At 71.4% G+C, this 18,399-nt stretch carries 13 protein-coding genes, 3 tRNA genes and 1 pseudogene; 10 read left to right on the top strand and 7 right to left on the bottom strand.

Annotated elements, in window-relative coordinates:
• Window positions 1-184: 184 nt before the first annotated feature.
• The 3 genes from ACIO3O_RS15730 to ACIO3O_RS15740 all read left to right on the top strand — a co-directional run bounded on the left by ACIO3O_RS15730 (window position 185) and on the right by ACIO3O_RS15740 (window position 4,731).
• Window positions 185-1,465 carry an NAD(P)/FAD-dependent oxidoreductase gene (locus ACIO3O_RS15730; protein ID WP_401745610.1) on the top strand — a complete coding sequence of 427 codons (1,281 nt, stop codon included), beginning with the start codon at window positions 185-187 and terminating at the stop codon, window positions 1,463-1,465.
• A 42-nt stretch (window positions 1,466-1,507) separates the two neighbouring features.
• Window positions 1,508-3,415 (top strand): DNA primase, encoded by a 1,908-nt coding sequence (dnaG, locus tag ACIO3O_RS15735; protein ID WP_401745611.1) that lies wholly within the window; start codon window positions 1,508-1,510, stop codon window positions 3,413-3,415.
• A 167-nt stretch (window positions 3,416-3,582) separates the two neighbouring features.
• Window positions 3,583-4,731 carry an RNA polymerase sigma factor gene (locus ACIO3O_RS15740; RefSeq protein WP_401745613.1) on the top strand — a complete coding sequence of 383 codons (1,149 nt, stop codon included), beginning with the start codon at window positions 3,583-3,585 and terminating at the stop codon, window positions 4,729-4,731.
• Window positions 4,732-5,079: 348 nt separating this feature from the next.
• On the opposite strand, the gene ACIO3O_RS15745 is transcribed toward ACIO3O_RS15740, so the two are convergent.
• From ACIO3O_RS15745 to ACIO3O_RS15760, 4 genes are all read right to left on the bottom strand, one after another.
• Entirely contained in the window at window positions 5,080-7,017 is a 1,938-nt protein-coding gene (locus ACIO3O_RS15745; RefSeq protein WP_401745615.1) for an ABC transporter ATP-binding protein, read from the bottom strand.
• Entirely contained in the window at window positions 7,014-8,747 is a 1,734-nt protein-coding gene (locus tag ACIO3O_RS15750) for an ABC transporter ATP-binding protein (RefSeq protein WP_401745617.1), read from the bottom strand. The genes ACIO3O_RS15745 and ACIO3O_RS15750 overlap by 4 nt, the downstream gene beginning before the upstream one ends.
• A 140-nt stretch (window positions 8,748-8,887) precedes the next feature.
• Window positions 8,888-10,339: an FGGY family carbohydrate kinase gene (locus tag ACIO3O_RS15755; protein ID WP_401745619.1), complete on the bottom strand. Its 1,452-nt coding sequence runs from the start codon at window positions 10,337-10,339 to the stop codon at window positions 8,888-8,890.
• A 101-nt stretch (window positions 10,340-10,440) separates the two neighbouring features.
• The gene (locus ACIO3O_RS15760) at window positions 10,441-10,752 is read right to left on the bottom strand and encodes a YtxH domain-containing protein (RefSeq protein ID WP_401745910.1); all 312 of its coding nucleotides are present in this window, start codon (window positions 10,750-10,752) and stop codon (window positions 10,441-10,443) included.
• Window positions 10,753-10,933: 181 nt separating this feature from the next.
• On the opposite strand from ACIO3O_RS15760, the gene ACIO3O_RS15765 reads away from it, so the two are divergent.
• From ACIO3O_RS15765 to ACIO3O_RS15785, 5 genes are all read left to right on the top strand, one after another.
• A tRNA-Asn gene (locus ACIO3O_RS15765) sits at window positions 10,934-11,006 on the top strand.
• A 5-nt stretch (window positions 11,007-11,011) separates the two neighbouring features.
• Window positions 11,012-11,084, top strand: a tRNA-Asn gene (locus tag ACIO3O_RS15770).
• Window positions 11,085-11,309: 225 nt separating this feature from the next.
• Window positions 11,310-11,383 (top strand) — tRNA-Ile (locus tag ACIO3O_RS15775).
• Window positions 11,384-11,587: 204 nt separating this feature from the next.
• Window positions 11,588-11,839 (top strand): hypothetical protein, encoded by a 252-nt coding sequence (locus ACIO3O_RS15780; RefSeq protein ID WP_401745621.1) that lies wholly within the window; start codon window positions 11,588-11,590, stop codon window positions 11,837-11,839.
• A gap of 130 nt (window positions 11,840-11,969) precedes the next feature.
• Window positions 11,970-12,884 (top strand): YceI family protein, encoded by a 915-nt coding sequence (locus ACIO3O_RS15785; RefSeq protein ID WP_401745623.1) that lies wholly within the window; start codon window positions 11,970-11,972, stop codon window positions 12,882-12,884.
• A gap of 33 nt (window positions 12,885-12,917) precedes the next feature.
• Here ACIO3O_RS15785 and ACIO3O_RS15790 read toward each other — a convergent pair whose 3' ends face one another.
• A complete protein-coding gene (locus ACIO3O_RS15790) occupies window positions 12,918-15,335 on the bottom strand; it encodes an alpha-L-fucosidase (RefSeq protein WP_401745626.1) in 2,418 nt (805 codons plus the stop codon).
• A gap of 198 nt (window positions 15,336-15,533) precedes the next feature.
• Between ACIO3O_RS15790 and ACIO3O_RS15795 the strand changes: the two genes are divergently transcribed.
• The gene (locus tag ACIO3O_RS15795) at window positions 15,534-15,746 is read left to right on the top strand and encodes a hypothetical protein (RefSeq protein WP_401745628.1); all 213 of its coding nucleotides are present in this window, start codon (window positions 15,534-15,536) and stop codon (window positions 15,744-15,746) included.
• 63 nt (window positions 15,747-15,809) lie between these two features.
• Here the strand turns inward: ACIO3O_RS15795 and ACIO3O_RS15800 are convergent, their stop codons facing one another.
• Window positions 15,810-17,321, bottom strand: a complete 1,512-nt coding sequence (locus ACIO3O_RS15800; RefSeq protein WP_401745631.1) for a DHA2 family efflux MFS transporter permease subunit — start codon at window positions 17,319-17,321, stop codon at window positions 15,810-15,812.
• Between the two features lie 145 nt (window positions 17,322-17,466).
• Here ACIO3O_RS15800 and ACIO3O_RS15805 point away from each other — a divergent pair, with 145 nt between their 5' ends.
• A complete protein-coding gene (locus tag ACIO3O_RS15805; protein ID WP_401745633.1) occupies window positions 17,467-18,120 on the top strand; it encodes a TetR/AcrR family transcriptional regulator in 654 nt (217 codons plus the stop codon).
• A gap of 105 nt (window positions 18,121-18,225) precedes the next feature.
• On the opposite strand, the pseudogene ACIO3O_RS15810 reads toward ACIO3O_RS15805, so the two are convergent.
• Window positions 18,226-18,399 (bottom strand): annotated as a pseudogene (locus ACIO3O_RS15810) (NAD(P)H-dependent oxidoreductase); the annotation flags it as partial.

Genomic DNA, 18,399 nt, shown 5'->3' on the forward strand with positions numbered 1-18,399 from the left:
CTCTCGCCGCCGGGTCAGCCCGACACCGCCCCCCGGCCAAGCCCCCCGTCGGACGCCCGTCCGAAGGGGCCCCGGCCCACCCCGCCCCCGGCACGGGCCAGCCCCGTACCCCCACCCCCCTCTTCCCCCGCACCCCTCCGTGCGGGACGCTCAAAAGCCACGCGCACATTGATGGAGGCACCAAGTGGTCGACGCAGATCAGACATTCGTCATCATCGGCGGCGGACTCGCCGGCGCCAAAGCCGCCGAGACCCTCCGCACCGAGGGCTTCACCGGCCGGGTGATCCTGATCGGCGACGAACGCGAGCACCCCTACGAACGCCCGCCCCTCTCCAAGGGCCTCCTCACCGGCACGTCCGACCGCGACGCCGTCTTTGTCCACGACGCCGCCTGGTACGCCGCCAACGACATCGAGCTGCACCTCGGCCAGACCGTCGTCCACCTCGACCGCGAGGCCAAGACCGTCCGCCTCGGCGACGACAGCACCCTGATCCGCTACGACAAGCTCCTCCTCGCCACCGGCTCCGAGCCCCGCCGTCTCGACATCCCCGGCACCGGCCTCGCCGGAGTCCACCACCTGCGCCGCCTCTCCCACGCCGAGCGCCTGCGCGGCGTGCTCGCCACCCTGGGTCGGGACAACGGGCACCTGGTCATCGCCGGAGCCGGGTGGATCGGCCTGGAGATCGCCGCAGCCGCCCGCGGCTTCGGCGCCGAGGTCACCGTCGTCGAGGCCGAGCCCACCCCCCTGCACTCCGTCCTCGGCCCCGAGCTCGGCCAGCTCTTCACCGACCTGCACGCCGAGCACGGCGTCCGCTTCCACTTCGGGGCCCGCCTCACCGAGATCGTCGGCCAGGACGGCATGGTCCTGGCCGCCCGCACCGACGACGGCGAGGAACACCCCGCCCACGACGTCCTCGCCGCCATCGGCGCCGCCCCCCGCACCGCCCTCGCCGAGGCCTCCGGGCTCGCCCTCGTGGACCGCGCCCACGGCGGCGGCATCGCCGTCGACGGCCACCACCGCACCAACGACCCCGACATCTACGCCGCCGGCGACGTCGCCGCCGTCCCCCTCCACCTCCCCGGCACCCCCCTGCACGGCCAACGCCTGCGCGTCGAGCACTGGGCCAACGCCCTCAACGGCGGCCCCGCAGCCGCCCGGGCCATGCTGGGCCGGGGCACCCCGTACGGCCGCGTCCCGTACTTCTTCTCCGACCAGTACGACCTCGGGCTCGAATACTCGGGCTGGGCGCCCCCGGGGACGTACGACCAGGTCGTGGTGCGCGGCGACGCCGGGAAGCGGCAGTTCATCGCCTTCTGGCTCAAGGACCACCGCGTCCTCGCGGGCATGAACGTCAATGTGTGGGACGTCACCGACCCGATCCAGGCCCTGGTCAGGAGCGGTGCCCCGGTCGACCAGCACGCCCTCGCCGACCCCTCCGTCCCCCTCGACTCCTTGATCGCCTAGCCGCCGCCGCAGAGTGTCCGACCCTCCCCGTACACTTCACGCGTGGCTGGCAGGATCAACGACGACGACGTGAAGGCGGTCCGGGAGGCGCTCCCGATCGACGCCGTCGTGTCCGAATACCTTTCGCTCCGCAACGCGGGCGGCGGCAACCTCAAGGGCCTCTGCCCCTTCCACGACGAGAAGTCCCCGTCCTTCCAGGTCAGCCCCAGCAAGGGTCTCTTCCACTGCTTCGGCTGCCAGGAAGGCGGCGACACGATCGCCTTCGTGATGAAGATCGACCACCTCACCTTCGCGGAGACGGTCGAGCGCCTCGCCGCGCAGGCGGGCATCACGCTTCGGTACGAGGAGGGCGGCTACAACCCCTCCACGCAGAGGGGTGAGCGCACCCGGCTGGTCGAGGCGCACAAGGCAGCCGCCGAGTTCTACATCCAGCAGCTGGAGAGCCCCGAGGCCGAGATCGGCCGGAAGTTCCTCGCCGAGCGCGGCTTCGACCAGGCCGCCGCCGCCCACTTCGGCGTCGGCTACAGCCCGGCCGGCTGGGACCACCTCACCCGCCACCTGCGCGGCAAGGGCTTCAGCGACAAGGAGCTGCTGCTCTCCGGGCTCGCCCAGGAGTCCCGCCGCAGCCCCATCGACCGCTTCCGCGGCCGCCTGATGTGGCCGATCCGCGACATCGGCGGCGAGGTCGTCGGCTTCGGCGCGCGCAAGCTCCGCGACGACGACAACGGGCCCAAGTACCTCAACACGCCCGAGACCCCGATCTACAAGAAGTCCCAGGTCCTGTACGGCATCGACCTGGCCAAGAAGGACATCGCCAAGTCGAGCAGGGCCGTCGTCGTCGAGGGTTACACCGACGTCATGGCCTGCCACCTGGCCGGGGTCACCACCGCCATCGCGACCTGCGGCACGGCCTTCGGCGGCGACCACATCAAGATCCTCCGCCGCCTGCTGATGGACAACGGCAGCGCCCGCGTCATCTTCACCTTCGACGGCGACGCCGCAGGCCAGAAGGCCGCACTGCGGGCCTTCGAGGACGACCAGAAGTTCGCCGCCGAGACGTACATCGCGATCGCCCCGGACAACATGGACCCGTGCGACCTGCGCCTGGCCAAGGGCGACGAGGCCGTGGTCGACCTCACCCAGCCGCGCACCCCGCTCTTCGAGTTCGCGCTGAGGCAGATCATCGCCCGCTACGACCTGGAGACCCCGTCCGGCCGTGCCGCCGCCCTGGACGAGGCGGGCCCGGTCGTCGCCCGCATCAAGAACAGCGCCTCCCAGCACGAGGTCGCCGTCCAGCTCGCGGGCATGCTCGGCATCCTCGACACCCAGTTCGTCGTCAAGCGCATCGCCCAGCTCGCCCGCTGGGCCAAGGACCGCGGCGGCCGCGGCCCGTCCTCGGGCCCGGAGTCGCGTCGGCAGCAGGGTTACGAGTCCGGGCCCGCCGCGCCCGCCGTCAGCGGCCCTGCGCTCAACCTGCGCAGCCCCGTACACCGCACCGAGCGCGAGCTGCTGAAGCTGGCCCTCCAGCGCCCCGACCTGGTCTCCCCGGCCTTCGACGCGTACGGCGCGGACGAGTTCACCGCCCCGCCCTACGCGGCCGTCCGGCAGACCATCGAGGAGGCGGGCGGCGCCGAGCTGGGCGCGCAGGCCTCCGCCGAGTACCTCGCCCGGGTCCGCGAGTGCGCGGTCGACGACCAGGTCAGGGCCATGGTCACCGAGCTGGCAGTCGAGGCCCTGCACGCCAAGTCCATCGACGAGGTCTACGCGGGCGTCCAGCTCGTGCAGGTCCGGCTGCGTGCCGTCGACCGCCGCATCCTGGAGGTCCAGGGCTCCCTGGCCCGCCTCGGCGGCCACGGCGACCCGGCCCACCTGACCGCCGTGCAGAACGAACTCTGGGTCCTCCAGCAGTACGCGCAGTCCCTGCGCAACCACGGTGCCGCCGCCCTCTAGGGCCTCCCACAGCACCCTCGGGTAACCGCTCGGTCACGGACCGGACTCAAAAAGTCACCGCACGCCCCTCGCGGCGGCCGTGTGTCGCACCCCACACTGGGTGCGGTGCTTGTGGCCCGTGATGGGCGGCCCGCAATCGGTGGCCGTACGAGGGGCCGAACCCGTGCGTGGCCCGTGCCCCCGGCTCAGACCCGGCAGCGTTCACCCTGGAGGTCGCCCCCGTGCAGACCCAGACCCTGACCGATCTGATCGCGGCCGTACCCGCGCAGAGCCACGCCGAACGCCCTCCCCAAGCGCCCGCGGAGACCGAGGCCGGGCCCGCGGAGGACGTGGTGGAGCCGGACCTGGAGGCCGACCGGGAGCGGCCCGACCCGCCCGAACGGCCCGCCCGCGCCGACACCTCCGGCCCCTCCTCCGACCTCTTCCGCCAGTACCTGCGCGAGATCGGCCGCATCCCGCTCCTCACCGCCGCCGACGAGGTGGAACTGGCCCGGAGCGTGGAAGCGGGCCTCTTCGCCGAGGAACGGCTCGCCGGATCGACGGACCTGGACTCCCAACTCGCCCTCGACCTCGACACGTTGGTGGTACGGGGCCGGATGGCGAAGCGGCGGCTCATCGAGGCCAACCTCCGGCTGGTCGTCTCCGTGGCGAAACGGTACGTCGGGCGGGGGCTCACCATGCTCGACCTGGTCCAGGAAGGGAACCTGGGTCTCATCCGGGCGGTCGAGAAGTTCGACTACGCACGGGGCTACAAGTTCTCGACGTACGCGACGTGGTGGATACGGCAGGCCATGTCCCGGGCGCTGGCCGACCAGGCGCGGACGATACGGGTCCCCGTGCACGTCGTCGAACTCATCAACCGGGTCGTGCGGGTGCAGCGGCGGCTGCTCCAGGAGCGGGGGTACGAGCCCACCGCCGAGGAGGTCGCCGCCCAGCTCGACCTGACGCCGGAACGGGTCGGTGAGGTGCTGCGGCTGGCCCAGGAGCCGGTCTCCCTCCACGCGCCCGTCGGCGAGGAGGACGACGTCGCTCTCGGCGACCTCATCGAGGACGGCGACGCGACGTCACCCGTGGAGTCCGCCGCCTTCCTGCTGCTCCGCGAGCACCTCGAAGCGGTCCTCTCCACGCTCGGCGAGCGTGAACGCAAGGTCGTTCAGCTCCGCTACGGGCTGGCGGACGGGCGGCCGCGCACGCTCGAAGAGATCGGCCGCATTTTCGGTGTGACTCGGGAGCGGATTCGCCAGATCGAGTCCAAGACGCTGAACAAACTCCGCGACCATGCTTTCGCCGACCAACTCCGGGGCTACCTCGACTGAGTGGTGGTCGTGCGGGGGTGTGGGTGGTCTCGGTTCCGTGCGGGGGCGCGGGTGGTCTCGGTTCCGTGCGGGTGCGTCGTGGCTGGTCGCGCAGTTCCCCGCGCCCCTGGATGGATGCCCTCCGGGCACCATCCCCCTCCCGGGCCCCCGCCGCCGGGCGGCGAAGCCGCCCCCTCCCTTTCCCCAGCCCCCTTGGGCGGCGGGGCCGCCCCCCCGGGGGCGGGACGGGCGGGCAAGGGGGCGGCCCGCCCGACTCCGGCCCGCCCCCGTTCCGGCCCTCTCGCCACCGGCCCAGCCCCGCACCGGCCCCTTGGTCGAGCCCCCCGCCGGACGCCCGTCCAAAGGGGGCTACTCCACCTCCACCACCGCCTGCGCGAACTGCGCCGCATACAGCCGCGCATACGCACCCCCCGCCTCCAACAGCCCCGCATGCGACCCCTGCTCCACGATCGCCCCGTTCTCCATCACCAGAATCACGTCCGCATCCCGGATCGTGGAAAGCCGGTGGGCGATCACGAACGACGTCCGCCCGTGGGCCAACCGAGCCATCGCCTTCTGGATCAGGACCTCGGTCCGGGTGTCGACCGAGCTGGTCGCCTCGTCCAGCACCAGGATCACCGGGTCCGACAGGAACGCCCGCGCGATCGTGATCAGCTGCTTCTCACCCGCGCTGACCCCCGCCCCCTCGTCGTCGATGACGGTGTCGTACCCGTCCGGCAGCGTCCGCACGAAGCGGTCCGCGTGCGCCGCCCGCGCCGCCTCCTCGACCTGCTCCCGCGTCACGGGACCACTCGCCCCGTACGCGATGTTGTCCGCGATCGTCCCCCCGAACAGCCAGGTGTCCTGGAGCACCATCCCGACCCCGGAGCGCAGCTCCTCGCGGGACATCTTCGCGATGTCGACCCCGTCGATGGCGATCCGGCCGCCGGTGACCTCGTAGAAGCGCATGAGGAGGTTGACGAGCGTGGTCTTGCCGGCGCCCGTCGGGCCGACGATCGCGACCGTCTGGCCCGGCGAGACCCGCAGCGAGAGGTCCTCGATGAGTGGCTTGTCCGGGTCGTAGCGGAAGGAGACGTTCTCCAGCTCCACCGCGCCCCGCAGCTCGTCGTGGTCCGTCACCGGCAGGCCCGGCGCGTCCACCGCGTCCGGCTCCTGCTCCTCCGCGTCGAGGAGTTCGAAGACGCGCTCGGCGGAGGCGACCGCCGACTGCACCAGGTTCGCCATCGACGCCACCTGCGTCAGCGGCATCGAGAACTGCCGCGAGTACTGGATGAAGGCCTGCACGTCACCGATGGACAGGGTGCCGGAGGCGACCCGCAGGCCGCCGACCACCGCCACCAGCACATAGTTCAGGTTCGACACGAACATCATCAGCGGCTGCATGATCCCGCTGTTGAACTGCGCCCGGAAGCTCGCCTCGTACAGCTGCTCGTTCTGCTCGCGGAAGCCCTCCGCCGACTCGTGCTGACGGCCGAAGACCTTCACCAGCGAGTGACCGGTGTACATCTCCTCGATGTGCGCGTTCAGCGTGCCCGTCGTCTTCCACTGCTGCACGAACTGCGGCTGCGACCGCTTGCCGACCTTCGCCGCCACGACCACCGACAGCGGCACCGTGATCAGCGCGACCACCGCCAGCAGCGGCGAGATCCAGAACATGATGATCAGGACGCCGACCACCGTCAGCACGGAGTTGATGAGCTGACCCATGGTCTGCTGCATCGTCTGGCCGATGTTGTCGATGTCGTTCGTGGTGCGCGACAGCACCTCGCCGCGCTTCGCCCGGTCGAAGTAGGACAGGGGGAGACGCGACAGCTTCGCCTGCACGTCCTGGCGCATCCGGTAGACCGTGCGGTTGACCGCCTTGTTGACCATGCGCGTCGAGACCAGCATCAGCAGGCCCGCGCCCACGTACACCGCCAGCACGATCAGCAGTACGGTGCCGATCGCCCCGAAGTCGATGCCCTGGCCCGGCGTGAAGTCGACGCCCGACAGCATGTCCGCGAGCCCGCCCTCACCCGCCTTGCGCATCCCCTCGATGGCCTGTTCCTTGGTGAGGCCCGCGTCCATCGTCCGGCCGACGATGCCCGCGAACAGCAGGTCCGTCGCCGAGCCGAGGATCTTCGGGCCGATGACCGAGAGCGTCACGCTGAAGACCAGCGCCACGAACAGCACCCACAGGGTGGCCTTCTCCGGTGCCAGCTGCCTCAGCAGCCGCTTCCCCGACTCCTTGAAGTTCATCGACTTCTCGGTCGGGGGTCCCATCATGCGTCCAGCGGGCCCGCTCATGCCGCCTCCGCCTCCGTCAGCTGGGAGAGCACGATCTCCCGGTAGGTCTCGTTGGTCTCCATCAGCTCGTGGTGCCGTCCGGTGCCCACGACCCGGCCCTCGTCCAGCACGACGATCCGGTCGGCGTCACGGATGGTCGACACCCGCTGCGCCACGATGATCACCGTCGCCTCGGCGGTCTCCCGCGCCAGCGCCGCCCGCAGGGCCGCGTCCGTCGCGTAGTCCAGGGCGGAGAAGGAGTCGTCGAAGAGGTAGATCTCCGGGTGCTGGACCAGCGTCCGGGCGATGGACAGGCGCTGCCGCTGGCCGCCCGAGACGTTCGTGCCGCCCTGGGAGATGGGGGCGTACAGGTCGCCCTCCAGGCGTTCCACGAAGTCCTTGGCCTGCGCCGTCTCCAGCGCCGCCCACAGCTCCTCGTCCGTGGCGTCCGGATTTCCGTAGCGCAAATTGCTCGCGACCGTCCCCGAGAAGAGGTACGGCTTCTGCGGGACGAGCGAGACGGTCTTCGCGAGCAGCACCGGGTCCAGCGTGCGTACGTTGACGCCGTCGACCAGCACCTCTCCGTCCGTGGCATCGAACAGCCTCGGGACCAGGCCCAGCAGCGTCGACTTGCCCGAGCCCGTCGAGCCGATGATCGCCGTCGTCTCGCCCGGGTGGGCCTGGAGCGTGATGTCCTTCAGTACGGACTCCTCGGCGCCCGGGTAGCTGAACTCCACGCCCCGCAGCTCCAGTTGACCGTGCCTGCGCAGCTCGACCACCGGGGCGAGGGGCGGCACCACGCTGCTGTCCGTACCGAGTACCTCCTCGATGCGCTCGGCGCAGACCTCCGCGCGCGGCACCATCATGAACATGAAGGTGGCCATCATCACGGACATCACGATCTGCATCAGGTAGGCGAGGAAGGCGGTCAGCGCGCCGATCTCCATGCCGCCGCTGTCGATGCGGTGCGCGCCGAACCAGACCACCGCGACGCTGGAGACGTTCACGACCGTCATCACGATCGGGAACATCAGCGCCATCAGCTTGCCGGTGGACAGCGACACCTCGGTGAGGTCCTCGTTGGCCTTGCGGAAGCGGTCCTTCTCGAAGTCGTCCTTCACGAAGGCGCGGATCACCCGGTTGCCGGTGATCTGCTCGCGCAGCACCCGGTTCACGGTGTCCAGCTTCTCCTGCATGGACCGGAACAGCGGGCGCATCTTGCGGATGATCAGCGAGACGGCGATGCCCAGCACCGGCACCACCGCCAGCAGCACCGCCGACAGCGGCACGTCCTGCCCCAGCGCCATGATCACGCCGCCGACGCACATGATGGGCGCGGCCACCACCAGCGTGAAGCTCATCAGGACCAGCATCTGCACCTGCTGGACGTCATTGGTCGTACGGGTGATGAGGGACGGCGCCCCGAAGTGCCCGACCTCCCGTGCCGAGAAGCTCTGCACCTTCGCGAACACGGCCGCCCGGACGTCCCGGCCGAGCGCGGCGGCGGTCCTGGCCCCGTAGAAGACGGCTCCGATGTTGCAGACGACCTGCACGACGCTGACCGCGATCATGAAGCCGCCGAATTCCAGGATGTAACCCGTGTCCCCCTTCACCACGCCCTGGTCGATGATGTCGGCATTGAGGGTCGGCAGATAGAGGGCGGCGCTGGTCTGCAACAACTGCAGCAGCACCAGCAGGGCTATGGGTTTCTTGTACGGGCCGAGATGGGCCCGCAGCAGCTTCAGAAGCACGCGCAGTCTTTCGTCGGGCGGCGAGGGCTGGAGGGATCGGATCGCCCTCCATCCTCCGCCACCCGGACCCGACCCGCCCACGGGTTTATTCCAAACCCGGGTCAAGACCTCCGGCCCCCGGGCCCGCCCGCCCGGCGCCGCTACTCCGAACCGGTCTCGAAGGCCCCCGGGTGCACCTGGTCCCGCGCCGCCTTGAACTGCTGGCGGATCGCCGCGCCCACGGCCGCCTCGTCGCCCGGTTCCAGAACCTGCGCCACCGCACCCCGCCATGCGGGCGGCTCGTGCTCGGAGAGGGTGCCCTGCGCGACCCCCAGCGCCCATGCCGCCTGCCGGGCCGCACCCAGCGCCGCGTACTGCGCCGGAGCGGGCACCACCACCTGCGTGCCGAAGACCATCGGCGCCATCGCCTGCACCGCGGGCAGCTCCGCGGCGGCCCCCAGCAGGAACACCCGCCGCACCTCCACGCCCCGCCCGCGCAGCACGTCCAGCGCGTCCGCCAGCGAGCACAGCATCCCCTCGAAGGAGGCCCGCGCCACGTGCTCCGGCTTCATCGACTCCCGCCGCAGCCCGAACAGCGTCCCGGCGGTGTGCGGCAGCCACGGCGTCCGCTCGCCCTCCAGGTAGGGGAGGAGCACCAGCCCCGAGGATCCCGGCGTCGACTTCAGCGCCAGCGCCGACAGCTCCTCCAGGCCCCCCTCCACGCCCAGCATCTCCGCCGTCCCGCGCAGCGCCCGTACCGCGTTCGACGTGTGCACGACCGGCAGGTGCATGCCCGTCGCGTCGGCGAACGACGTGATCGTCCCGCTCGCGTCGGCCAGCGCCTCGTGGTGCACCGCCATCACGGACCCCGAGGCCCCCAGCGACACCACCGCGTCCCCGACGGCCACCCCGAGCCCGAAGGCGGCGGCCATCGTCTCCCCGGTGCCTGCCGAGATGAGCAGCCCCTCCGGCGTCGTACCGGCCGCCTCGGAGGGACCGAGCACCTCCGGCAGCGCCACCTGGTGCCCGAGCGCCAGCTCGACCAGGTCGGGCCGGTACGAACCGGTCGCCGCGGACCAGTACCCGGTGCCCGAGGCGGCGCCCCGGTCCGTCGTCCGGCGCGCCGGACGGCCCAGCAGCTGCCACACCAGCCAGTCGTGCGGCTGCATCACGGCGGCGACCCGGGCGGCGTTCTCCGGCTCGTGCCGGGCCAGCCACGCCAGCTTCGCCAGCGGCTGCGGCGAGGTCGGCACCGAGCCGACCGCCTGCGCCCACGCCTGCCGGCCGCCGTACCCCTCCACCAGGTCGGCCGCGGCGACCTGCGCCCGCTTGTCGTTGCCCAGCAGCGCGGGCCGCACCGGCTGCCCGTTGCCGTCCAGCGGCACCAGGCCGTGCTGCTGCGCCGAGACCCCGATGGCCGCCACGTCGTCCAGCAGCCCGTCTGCGGCGGCCTCGCCCAGCGAGAGCAGCCACGCCTGCGGATCGGCCTCGGTGGCCCGTTCCTCGATCGGATGGGGGGCGTACCCCTCACGCAGTACGGCGCCCGTGTCCGTGTCGCAGACCACGACGTGTGTGAAACCTGAGGAACTGTCCAACCCCGCGACTATGCCCATGCACATGATTCTGCCGCACCCCGCCGAGGCGGAATGCGGCAGCCGTGCATCCCGTGACGCAGGCGACAGGGCGGCGGTCCGCCCCTGAGCCCGTCGACGGGTCAGGTGTTGCTCGTCCCCCAGTCGTCCTCGCCGCCCTGGCCGCGCTCCCGCAGCGAGCGCACCCGCTGGGCCACGGACTCCGGCACCCGGCCGCTCACCTTGTCGCCGACCTTGTCGGTGACGGTGTGCAGCGCCTTGCCCGCGAACTCGCGTCCGCTCTGGGCCGCCGACTCCGCCGTGTTCCGCACGGCCGGGTTCTGGGAGATCCGCCGGGCGGACTTCCTGATCTGCTCGTACCGCTCGCGCCCGGCCCGGGTGCCGAGCACGTATCCGAGGGCCAGTCCGGCGACGAACGTGAGCCGGTAGCGCATGGCTGCCACCCTTCTCCTGCAACGGTGTCGGTGTGCGATCCGCCTACCCGTCGTGCCCGCAGATCATCCCGGGGCATACCGATTGGCGGAGCACCCCCCTGCTTGCGCTAATGTATGTCTCGCAGCGAGCGCACGCCCCCGGGAAGACCGGTGGGAGGTGCATTCGGTGCAACCGCAGCAATCCCCTGTAGCTCAATTGGCAGAGCAGCCGGCTGTTAACCGGCAGGTTACTGGTTCGAGTCCAGTCGGGGGAGCGCGGTCCCCTGTAGCTCAATTGGCAGAGCATTCGGCTGTTAACCGGAGGGTTACTGGTTCGAGTCCAGTCGGGGGAGCAGGAAGGGAAGAGGGCCTCCACGGAGGCCCTCTTTTCGTGCGTACGGGAGTGTGTGCGGGAGCCGCCCGGCCCCTCTTCGTGTGGCGTGCGGCACGTTCGGGAACCGTCCGGGCAGCCGGGAAGTCCTCATGGTCATGTGTTGCCGGGCATCCGAGGCGGGAGATCGTATGACCGGCTATGCTGCGGCAGACGGCGCGTACATGTGTACGCGCCACGCCGTGTGGGGGCGGTAGCTCAGCCGGTTAGAGCAGCGGACTCATAATCCGTCGGCCGTGGGTTCGAGTCCCACCCGCCCCACCGCAGCAGATTGCCGCAGAAACGATTCCGAGCTGCACGGCAGTCATGGCAGGGCCCCCACCTCAGGGTGGGGGCCCTGCCGCGTTCACGACCCTGTCGCCCGGGGGCGGGCGGGTCTAGGCTGGGGCGTGCCCCGGCCCCCGGCACGAGTTGAGCCGACTCCTGCCGACTGGGTGCGAGCGGGGATTCCAGAGGGGGCCTGTGATGGTCGTTCTGTTGGGGATCTGTGTCGTGGTGCTGGTGTTCATGGGGTTCTCGCAGCCTGCCTGGTGGCTGGCCGCGGCGGCCCTGGTCTACCTCGCCCTCCGGTACGGGAAGGGCACGGTCCACCGTGCCGAAGGACAGGGCGGGTACGACGAGTACCGGGCCCGGCGTGAGCAGCGCGACAAGTGGGACCGGCGCTACCGGCGCCAGCACCGGGGGCAGCGCATCACCCCGGACCGGCCGTCGCAGTAGCGGGGCGGGCCCACGTGACGGGGATGTGACGCGGTTTCGGATTCGAGTTCGCTGTATGAGACAACTGAACGAGTCGTTCCGGTCCGGTGACCTGGGCGGCGGCGGTTGTCTCCAGCGAAAGGTGAACTCCATGGTCCTCTCCCTCCTCCGGCGTGCGCGGGCGAAGTCCGGCGGTGCGGGAGGCGGTGGGCTCGTGCTGCCGGTGCCGCGCGGTGCCGGGACCGTGAGCTGCGAGGTCGTGGACCCGGTCGGGCAGAAGCTGGGCGGGGCGGAGATCACCGTCACCGCCAAGGCCGACGGGCGGGTGGTGGCCAAGGGGACGACCGACCTGTTCGGGCTGTTCACGGCCGCGCTGCCGGCCGGTGAGTACGGGCTGCTGATGACGGCGGAGTCGATGCGGCCCGCGAGCTGGTCCTTCTACATCGAGCCCGGCGAGACCCTCACCATGGGCCGGGTCGAGATGGAGGTCGCCCAGCAGCTGGAGCCGCCGACCCCCGGCATGTGGCTGATCGACCCGCCGCACACCGCGATCCGCTTCATCGCCAAGCACGTGGGAATGGCGAACGTGCACGGAAGATTCCAGAAGTTCGAGGGCGGGGTACGGGTCGCGGAGAATCCCGAGGAGTCGGAGGTACGGGTGCGGATCGAGGCCGCGAGCCTGACGACCGGGAACAAGACCCGGGACGGCCATCTGCGCTCCGCCGACTTCCTGGACGTCGAGAACTACCCGTACATCGACTTCGTCAGCGACCGCTTCGTCTACCGGGGCGGCAACACCTGGTCCGTGCAGGGTGCGCTGACCCTGCACGGGGTGAGCCGGTCGGTGGCGCTCGACACCTCCTACCTGGGCGCGGTCAACGGCGGGTACGGCGAGGAGCTGCGCTGTGCGGCCCGCGCGACGGCCGAACTGCACCGCGAGGACTACACCCTGAACTGGCGGAACATGCTGGCCAAGGGGATCGCCATCGTCGGGCCCACGGTGCGGCTGGAGATGGACATCCAGACGATGTTCCAGGGGCCGGACACCCCGACGCCGCCGGAGTAGGCCGGAGCAGGGAGTGGCCGGCCCCTGGTGGGGTCACTTCTCCAGGGTCGCCGCGAAGACGAACGACGTCGCCTGCGCACCCTGCGGGCCGGTGGCCTTCTTGAAGGTGACCGCCGTCAGCTCCTTGCCCGGGTCGACCGGCAGGCGCAGCCCGTACACGCTCACCTTCAGGTCCTGCCGCTTGCCGTCCAGCCAGCGGTAGGGGGAGGTCAGCGCCGGGGTGCCGCCGCCGGTCACCCAGTCGGGCACCGCCTGCTTCGTCTCGGTGGTGGTGCCGTCCGCGTAGTGCAGGACGACGGGCATGTCGGCCGGACCGTAGGCGGTGGAGGCCAGCAGGTCGAGCGAGCTGTACGTGCCCTTCGGGACGGTCACCCTGCGGTCGTCGCCCGCCGTGACGGCGTTCTTCGCGCCCGGGGCGCCCGAGGGCCAGTCGTACCGCACCATGTCCGCCGTGTACGGACCCGGCCGGGGCAGTTCCTCGGCCGGGTAGCCGATGCCCTTGCCGACGAAGTCCGTGTCGGCGGGGGCGGCGGCGTCCGCGATGACGTCCGCGTCGCGGGCCGGGGCCAGGTCGACGGGCACGCTCGCGCCGACGACCCGCAGCTCGCCCCGGCCGGTGTAGGTCTCGCCGCGCGAGGTGACCTTCGCGGTGATCCGCTCGGTGCCCGCCGCCGTGCCCGCCGGGACGGCCAGGTCGAGTGCGGCGTGCACGCGCTGGTGCGGCTTGAGGGCGGGGACGCGTACCGACACCGGCGCCGCGCCCGGCCAGGACGGGGTCACGGTGGCGGTGCCCGCCAGGATCGCCCGGTCGCCCCGGTTGGCCAGGGTCACCGTCGCCCTCACCGACGTACCCGAAGCCGAACTCGGCGCCGAGACACCGACGTTGAGGAGGTCGGCGCGGTCGGCGCGGTAGCCCTTGGGGGCGATGCGGAAGGTCCAGGCGTTCGTGGACGGGGTCGCGGCCTGCCCGGCGGACGGCATCGTGACGACCAGCCTGCCGGTGCCGTCGCGGTAGGCGGGCAGGGGCTTGTCGTACCCCAGGAGGCGGACCTCGTCGCCCGTGCCGACGTCGACGGGCGCGGTCAGCGTGAGCTGCCTGCCCGGCCAGGCGGTGGCCGTCGCGTACAGGGCCTTGGGCTGCTTGGTGAAGCGGACGGGGACGTTCGCGCCCTTGTCCTCGGCCTGCGTCCAGTAGCTGGAGCCGTAGATCGCCTCGCCGTTGATCTTCAGCCAGGCGCCGAGGGCCCGCATGCGGTCGGCCTGCACGGCGGGGATGGTGCCGTCGGCCTGCGGGCCGGTGTTCAGCAGGAGGTTGCCGCCCTTGGCGACGGTGTCGACGAAGGAGGTGACGAGGTCCTTGTCGGTGAGGTAGTCGGCGACGTCCTCCTCCTTGTTGTAGCCGTACGAACGGCCGATCCCGCGGCTCGCCTCCCACGCCGACTTCTTGATGTCGGGCTCGGTGGTGTACTCGGGGGTGGTGAAGTCGGCGTGCTGGTTGCCGCAGCGGTTGTCGACGGCGACGTCCTTGGGGACCGGGCGGTTCTTGGCCTGGTTGTAGTAGCGGGCCATGAAGGCGTCGGAGTTGTTCACGCCGCCGATGTCGCACCAGAAGATGTCCGGGTCGAAGCGGTTGACCAGCTCGTTCATCTGCGGGTACTGGTAGTCCTTCACCCAGTCGGGGGCGGGCTTGTATCCGGTGTACGGGGTCGGTTGGCCGGTGTACGGGTTCTTCGGCGCGCCCGCGCCGAACCAGCCGCCCCACTGCTTCGGGCCGTCCGGGTGGTACCACTCCGGCATCGAGAAGTAGACGCCGTTCTTCAGTCCGTAGCCGCCGCGCTTGTTGGCGTCGACCAGCGCCTTGACGATGTCGCGCCCGGGGCCCTGGGCGACGGTGTCGCGGTTGGAGACGGCGGAGTCCCAGAGCGCCACGCCGTCATGGTGCTTGGCGACCAGCACGTAGTACTTGGACCCCATCTCCTGGAAGAGCCTGAGCCAGGCGTCCGGGCTCCACTTCTCGGCCTTCCACTGGCGCAGGAAGTCGTCGTAGGGGACGTTCTCGCCGTAGGTCTCCTTGTGGTGCTTGTACGCGGCGGAGTCCTTCCGGTTCATCTCCGACCAGTACCACTCGGCGTACACATTGCCCTGCTTGTCGTCCTTGGGGGCGTACGCGGGGACCGAGTAGGCGCCCCAGTGGATGAAGGTGCCGAGCTTGGCGTCGGAGAACCACTGCGGGGCCTTGTGCTTGTCGAGGGACGCGGTGTCCGGGGTGTAGTCCGGGACGGTGGTGTCGTCGAGCCACTGCACGTCGGTGTAACGCCCGTACGCGGCAGGGGCGTTGGCGGGCTGCCCGGTCGCGGTGGCCGTACCGGCGGCGAGGGCGGCGAGGGCGATGGCCGTGGCGAGGGCGGTGGTTCTCCTGCGGCTCGTCGTGCGGGGGTGCGGGGACGGCACGGGGTCTCCCATCGGGGCGGGGGGGGGGGCAGGGCGGGGGGCGTACGCGACAGGCGGGTGAATGCGCTTACAGCACCGGACTGTGGGTCATGGCGGGGGCGGGCCGCAAGGGTCGTGCAGGGAATTTCCGGCGGATTGGCACGACCACATGCCGCAACGGTGCCTCGGTGGGGTCGAGTTGGGGTGGATGTCCGTGAAGTGGCCTGTCCACTGGGCTGGTTCGGGCGGCGGGCCCGGACACCCGAACCGCATCCGAACACGATCCGAGCCGACACGGTCGACGGCGCGGTGGCGGTCGCGGAACCGCTGGGGGCCGTGGGGGAGCGGCTGGTGGAGGTCGCCCGGGGGGCCTTCGTGGAGGGATTCGAGGTGGCGGCGCTGCTGCGGAGGGTGCCGGTGGTGGGGAGGTGAGGGCGGGGCGGGGGGAGTGAGGGGAGGGGCGGCCCGAGGGTCGCCCCTCCCCTCTTGCGTGGGTCAGCGAGAGGCGGGGGCGGGGGAGGCGGTGGCTGCGGGCTGCCCCTCCTCCTCCTGCTGCTCGCTGCCCGTGACCGGGGTCGCCGGGCGTCCCGGCAGCAGCGGTGTGGCGAGCAGGATGACCACGGACACCCCGGTCACGAACCAGTACACGCCGTGGAACCCACCGACCGCGTCCCCGGGAGCCCCGGCTTCCGCACTCGCTCCCGCCGTGCCCAGCACCAGCGCGACCACCGCGACGCCCAGCGCCCCGCCCAGCTGGTTGAGGTTGTAGAGCACCGAGCTGCCCTGCGGCACCTTCTCCGGTGGGAGCGTGCGGTACAGGGCGCCCATGGTCGGCGCGCCGACCGCGCCCAGGCCGAGACCGATCGCGAACGCGGCGCAGGCGGACGGGAGTTCACCGGCGTCCGTGCCCATGCGGGTGAGCGCGAACGCGCCGAGCCCCGCGACGATCGCGCCGCCCGCGGCCAGGCTCCGCGCCCCCGTGCGGTCGCTGAGCCGCCCGGCCAGCGGCATGGCGAGCGCCGAGCCCAGGCCCAGCGGGGCGACCAGCAGCCCGGCGGAGCGCGCGCCGTGACCGTACAGCAGCTGGTAGTAGAGCGGGAGGGCGAACAGGCCCGCGTACGTGGCGAGTCCGACCAGGCCCTGGACGGTGACGCTGGCGGCGAAGCTCCGGCTGCGGAAGAGCCGTACGTCGATCAGGGGCGGGGTGCGGTGGGTACGGAGGGCGTGCAGGACGTACGAGAGGAGCAGTGCGGCACCGAGGGCGAGGGGGACCAGGACGGACGGCGCGGCGAAGGTCGCGTGCTCGCCCGCCTGGGTCAGGCCGAGGACCGTCGCGGCGAACCCCGGTGCCAGCAGGGCGAATCCGAGGAGGTCGAGGGCGGGGTCGGTGCGCGCACCGGGCGGCGGGTCGGCCGGGATCACCCGGTTCGCCAGGTACAGCGCGACGACGCCGACGGGCAGGTTGATGAGGAACATCCAGCGCCAGTCGAGGGATTCCAGGACCACCCCGCCCAGGACGGGCCCGAGCACCGGCCCGAGTGAGAGCACCACGCCCATCATGCCCATCACGCGCCCCGCCCTGCTGGGGCCTGCCGCGCGGGCGAGGATCACCAGCACCAGCGGATCGAGCACGCCGGAGCCGAGTCCCTGCACGACGCGGAAGACGATCAGGCTCTCCACGTTCCAGGCCAGCGCGGAGGCGAGCGAACCGGCCAGGAAGAGCACCAGGCCCAGCAGCCAGAGCCGCCGGACGCCGTAGCGGCCGATCGCCCAGGCGGTGACCGGGATGGTGACGGTCAGGGTGAGCAGGAAGGCGGTGGAGGCCCAACTGATCGCCGTGAGTGAGGTGTTGAACTCCGCGGAGAGGGTCTCGGCGGCCACCGCGACCATCGTGCTGTCGAGGATCCCCATGATCCCGCCGAGCAGGACCACGCCGATCAGGCGCAGCAGGGTGCGGTCCACGTGGTCGGGGGGAGTGGTGGGCGGGCCGTTCTGGGCAGGGGGCATCGCGGCAACTCCACTGGTCGGGATGGGCAGTTCGTTTGAACCGGGTGGTTCAAGTTAGGGGTATGCGGGAGTGGGATGCAACCAGGTGGATCGATTTATTGAACCGACAGGTTCATTTTTGAGGGCGCGGCGGTAGGGTGGGCCCGTGGCCGAATCCAGAACCTCCGTCGCCCCCCGGCGCACCGCCGCGCGCGGGCGCATCGACAAGCGGCAGGCGATCCTCGACGCCGCCTTCCGGGTCTTCGCCCGCGAGGGTTACGGGCAGGCCTGCGTCAAGGAGATCGCCGCCGAGGCGGGCGTCGCGAAGCCCACCATCTACAACCACATGCACGACAAGGAATCCCTGTTCAGGGAGTCGACGGCCGCCGTGGCGGCCCGCCTCTCCGAGGGGCACATCGCCGCGCTCGAACCGTTGCGGGAGGCACCGGACGACCTTGCGGACGTACTGACCGAGGTCGGGTGCCGCCTGCTGGCGCTGCACTGCTCCGACGAGTCCTGGGCGCTGCGCCGCCTCCTGTACGCGGAGGGCGTCCGCTTCCCCGAGCTGCTGGAGACCGTCGCGGGGCAGGGCGACCGGCGGCTTCGGGAGGCGCTCGCCGACCGGCTGGCGCGGGTGGCGCTCGCGGGCCGGATGCGCACCCCCGATCCGGACGGGGCCGCCGAACAGTTCCTCGCCCTGCTCACCGGGCCGATGGAGGCGCGGTCGGCGCTGGGCACGCGGGACGTGCCGGAGGGGGAGCGGAGGGGCGTCGCGGAGGCGGCCGTACGGACCTTTCTGATGGCGTACGGGCCTTCCTGACGGCGTACGGAGTGCGGCAGGCGTAGGTGCGGGAAGGCCCCCGTGCGGCGGTTGCCGTACGGGGGCCTGGGGGGTGTGAGGTTCAGAGGGTGGGCCGGCGAAACCGTGCGTCCAGGTGCGGTCGATCCAGCCCTTGAGGAGCGCGGGCAGGCCGTACCACCAGAGAGGGAAGACGACCACGATCGTGTCGGCGGCCTCGATGCGGCGGATGTGCGCGTGGACTTCGGGGCTGTACGTCTTGCGGGGGTCCGACCAGTCGGGTTCGTCGGCCTCCGTCAG

The organism is Streptomyces sp. NPDC087440 (assembly GCF_044744005.1).
Taxonomy (GTDB): domain Bacteria; phylum Actinomycetota; class Actinomycetes; order Streptomycetales; family Streptomycetaceae; genus Streptomyces.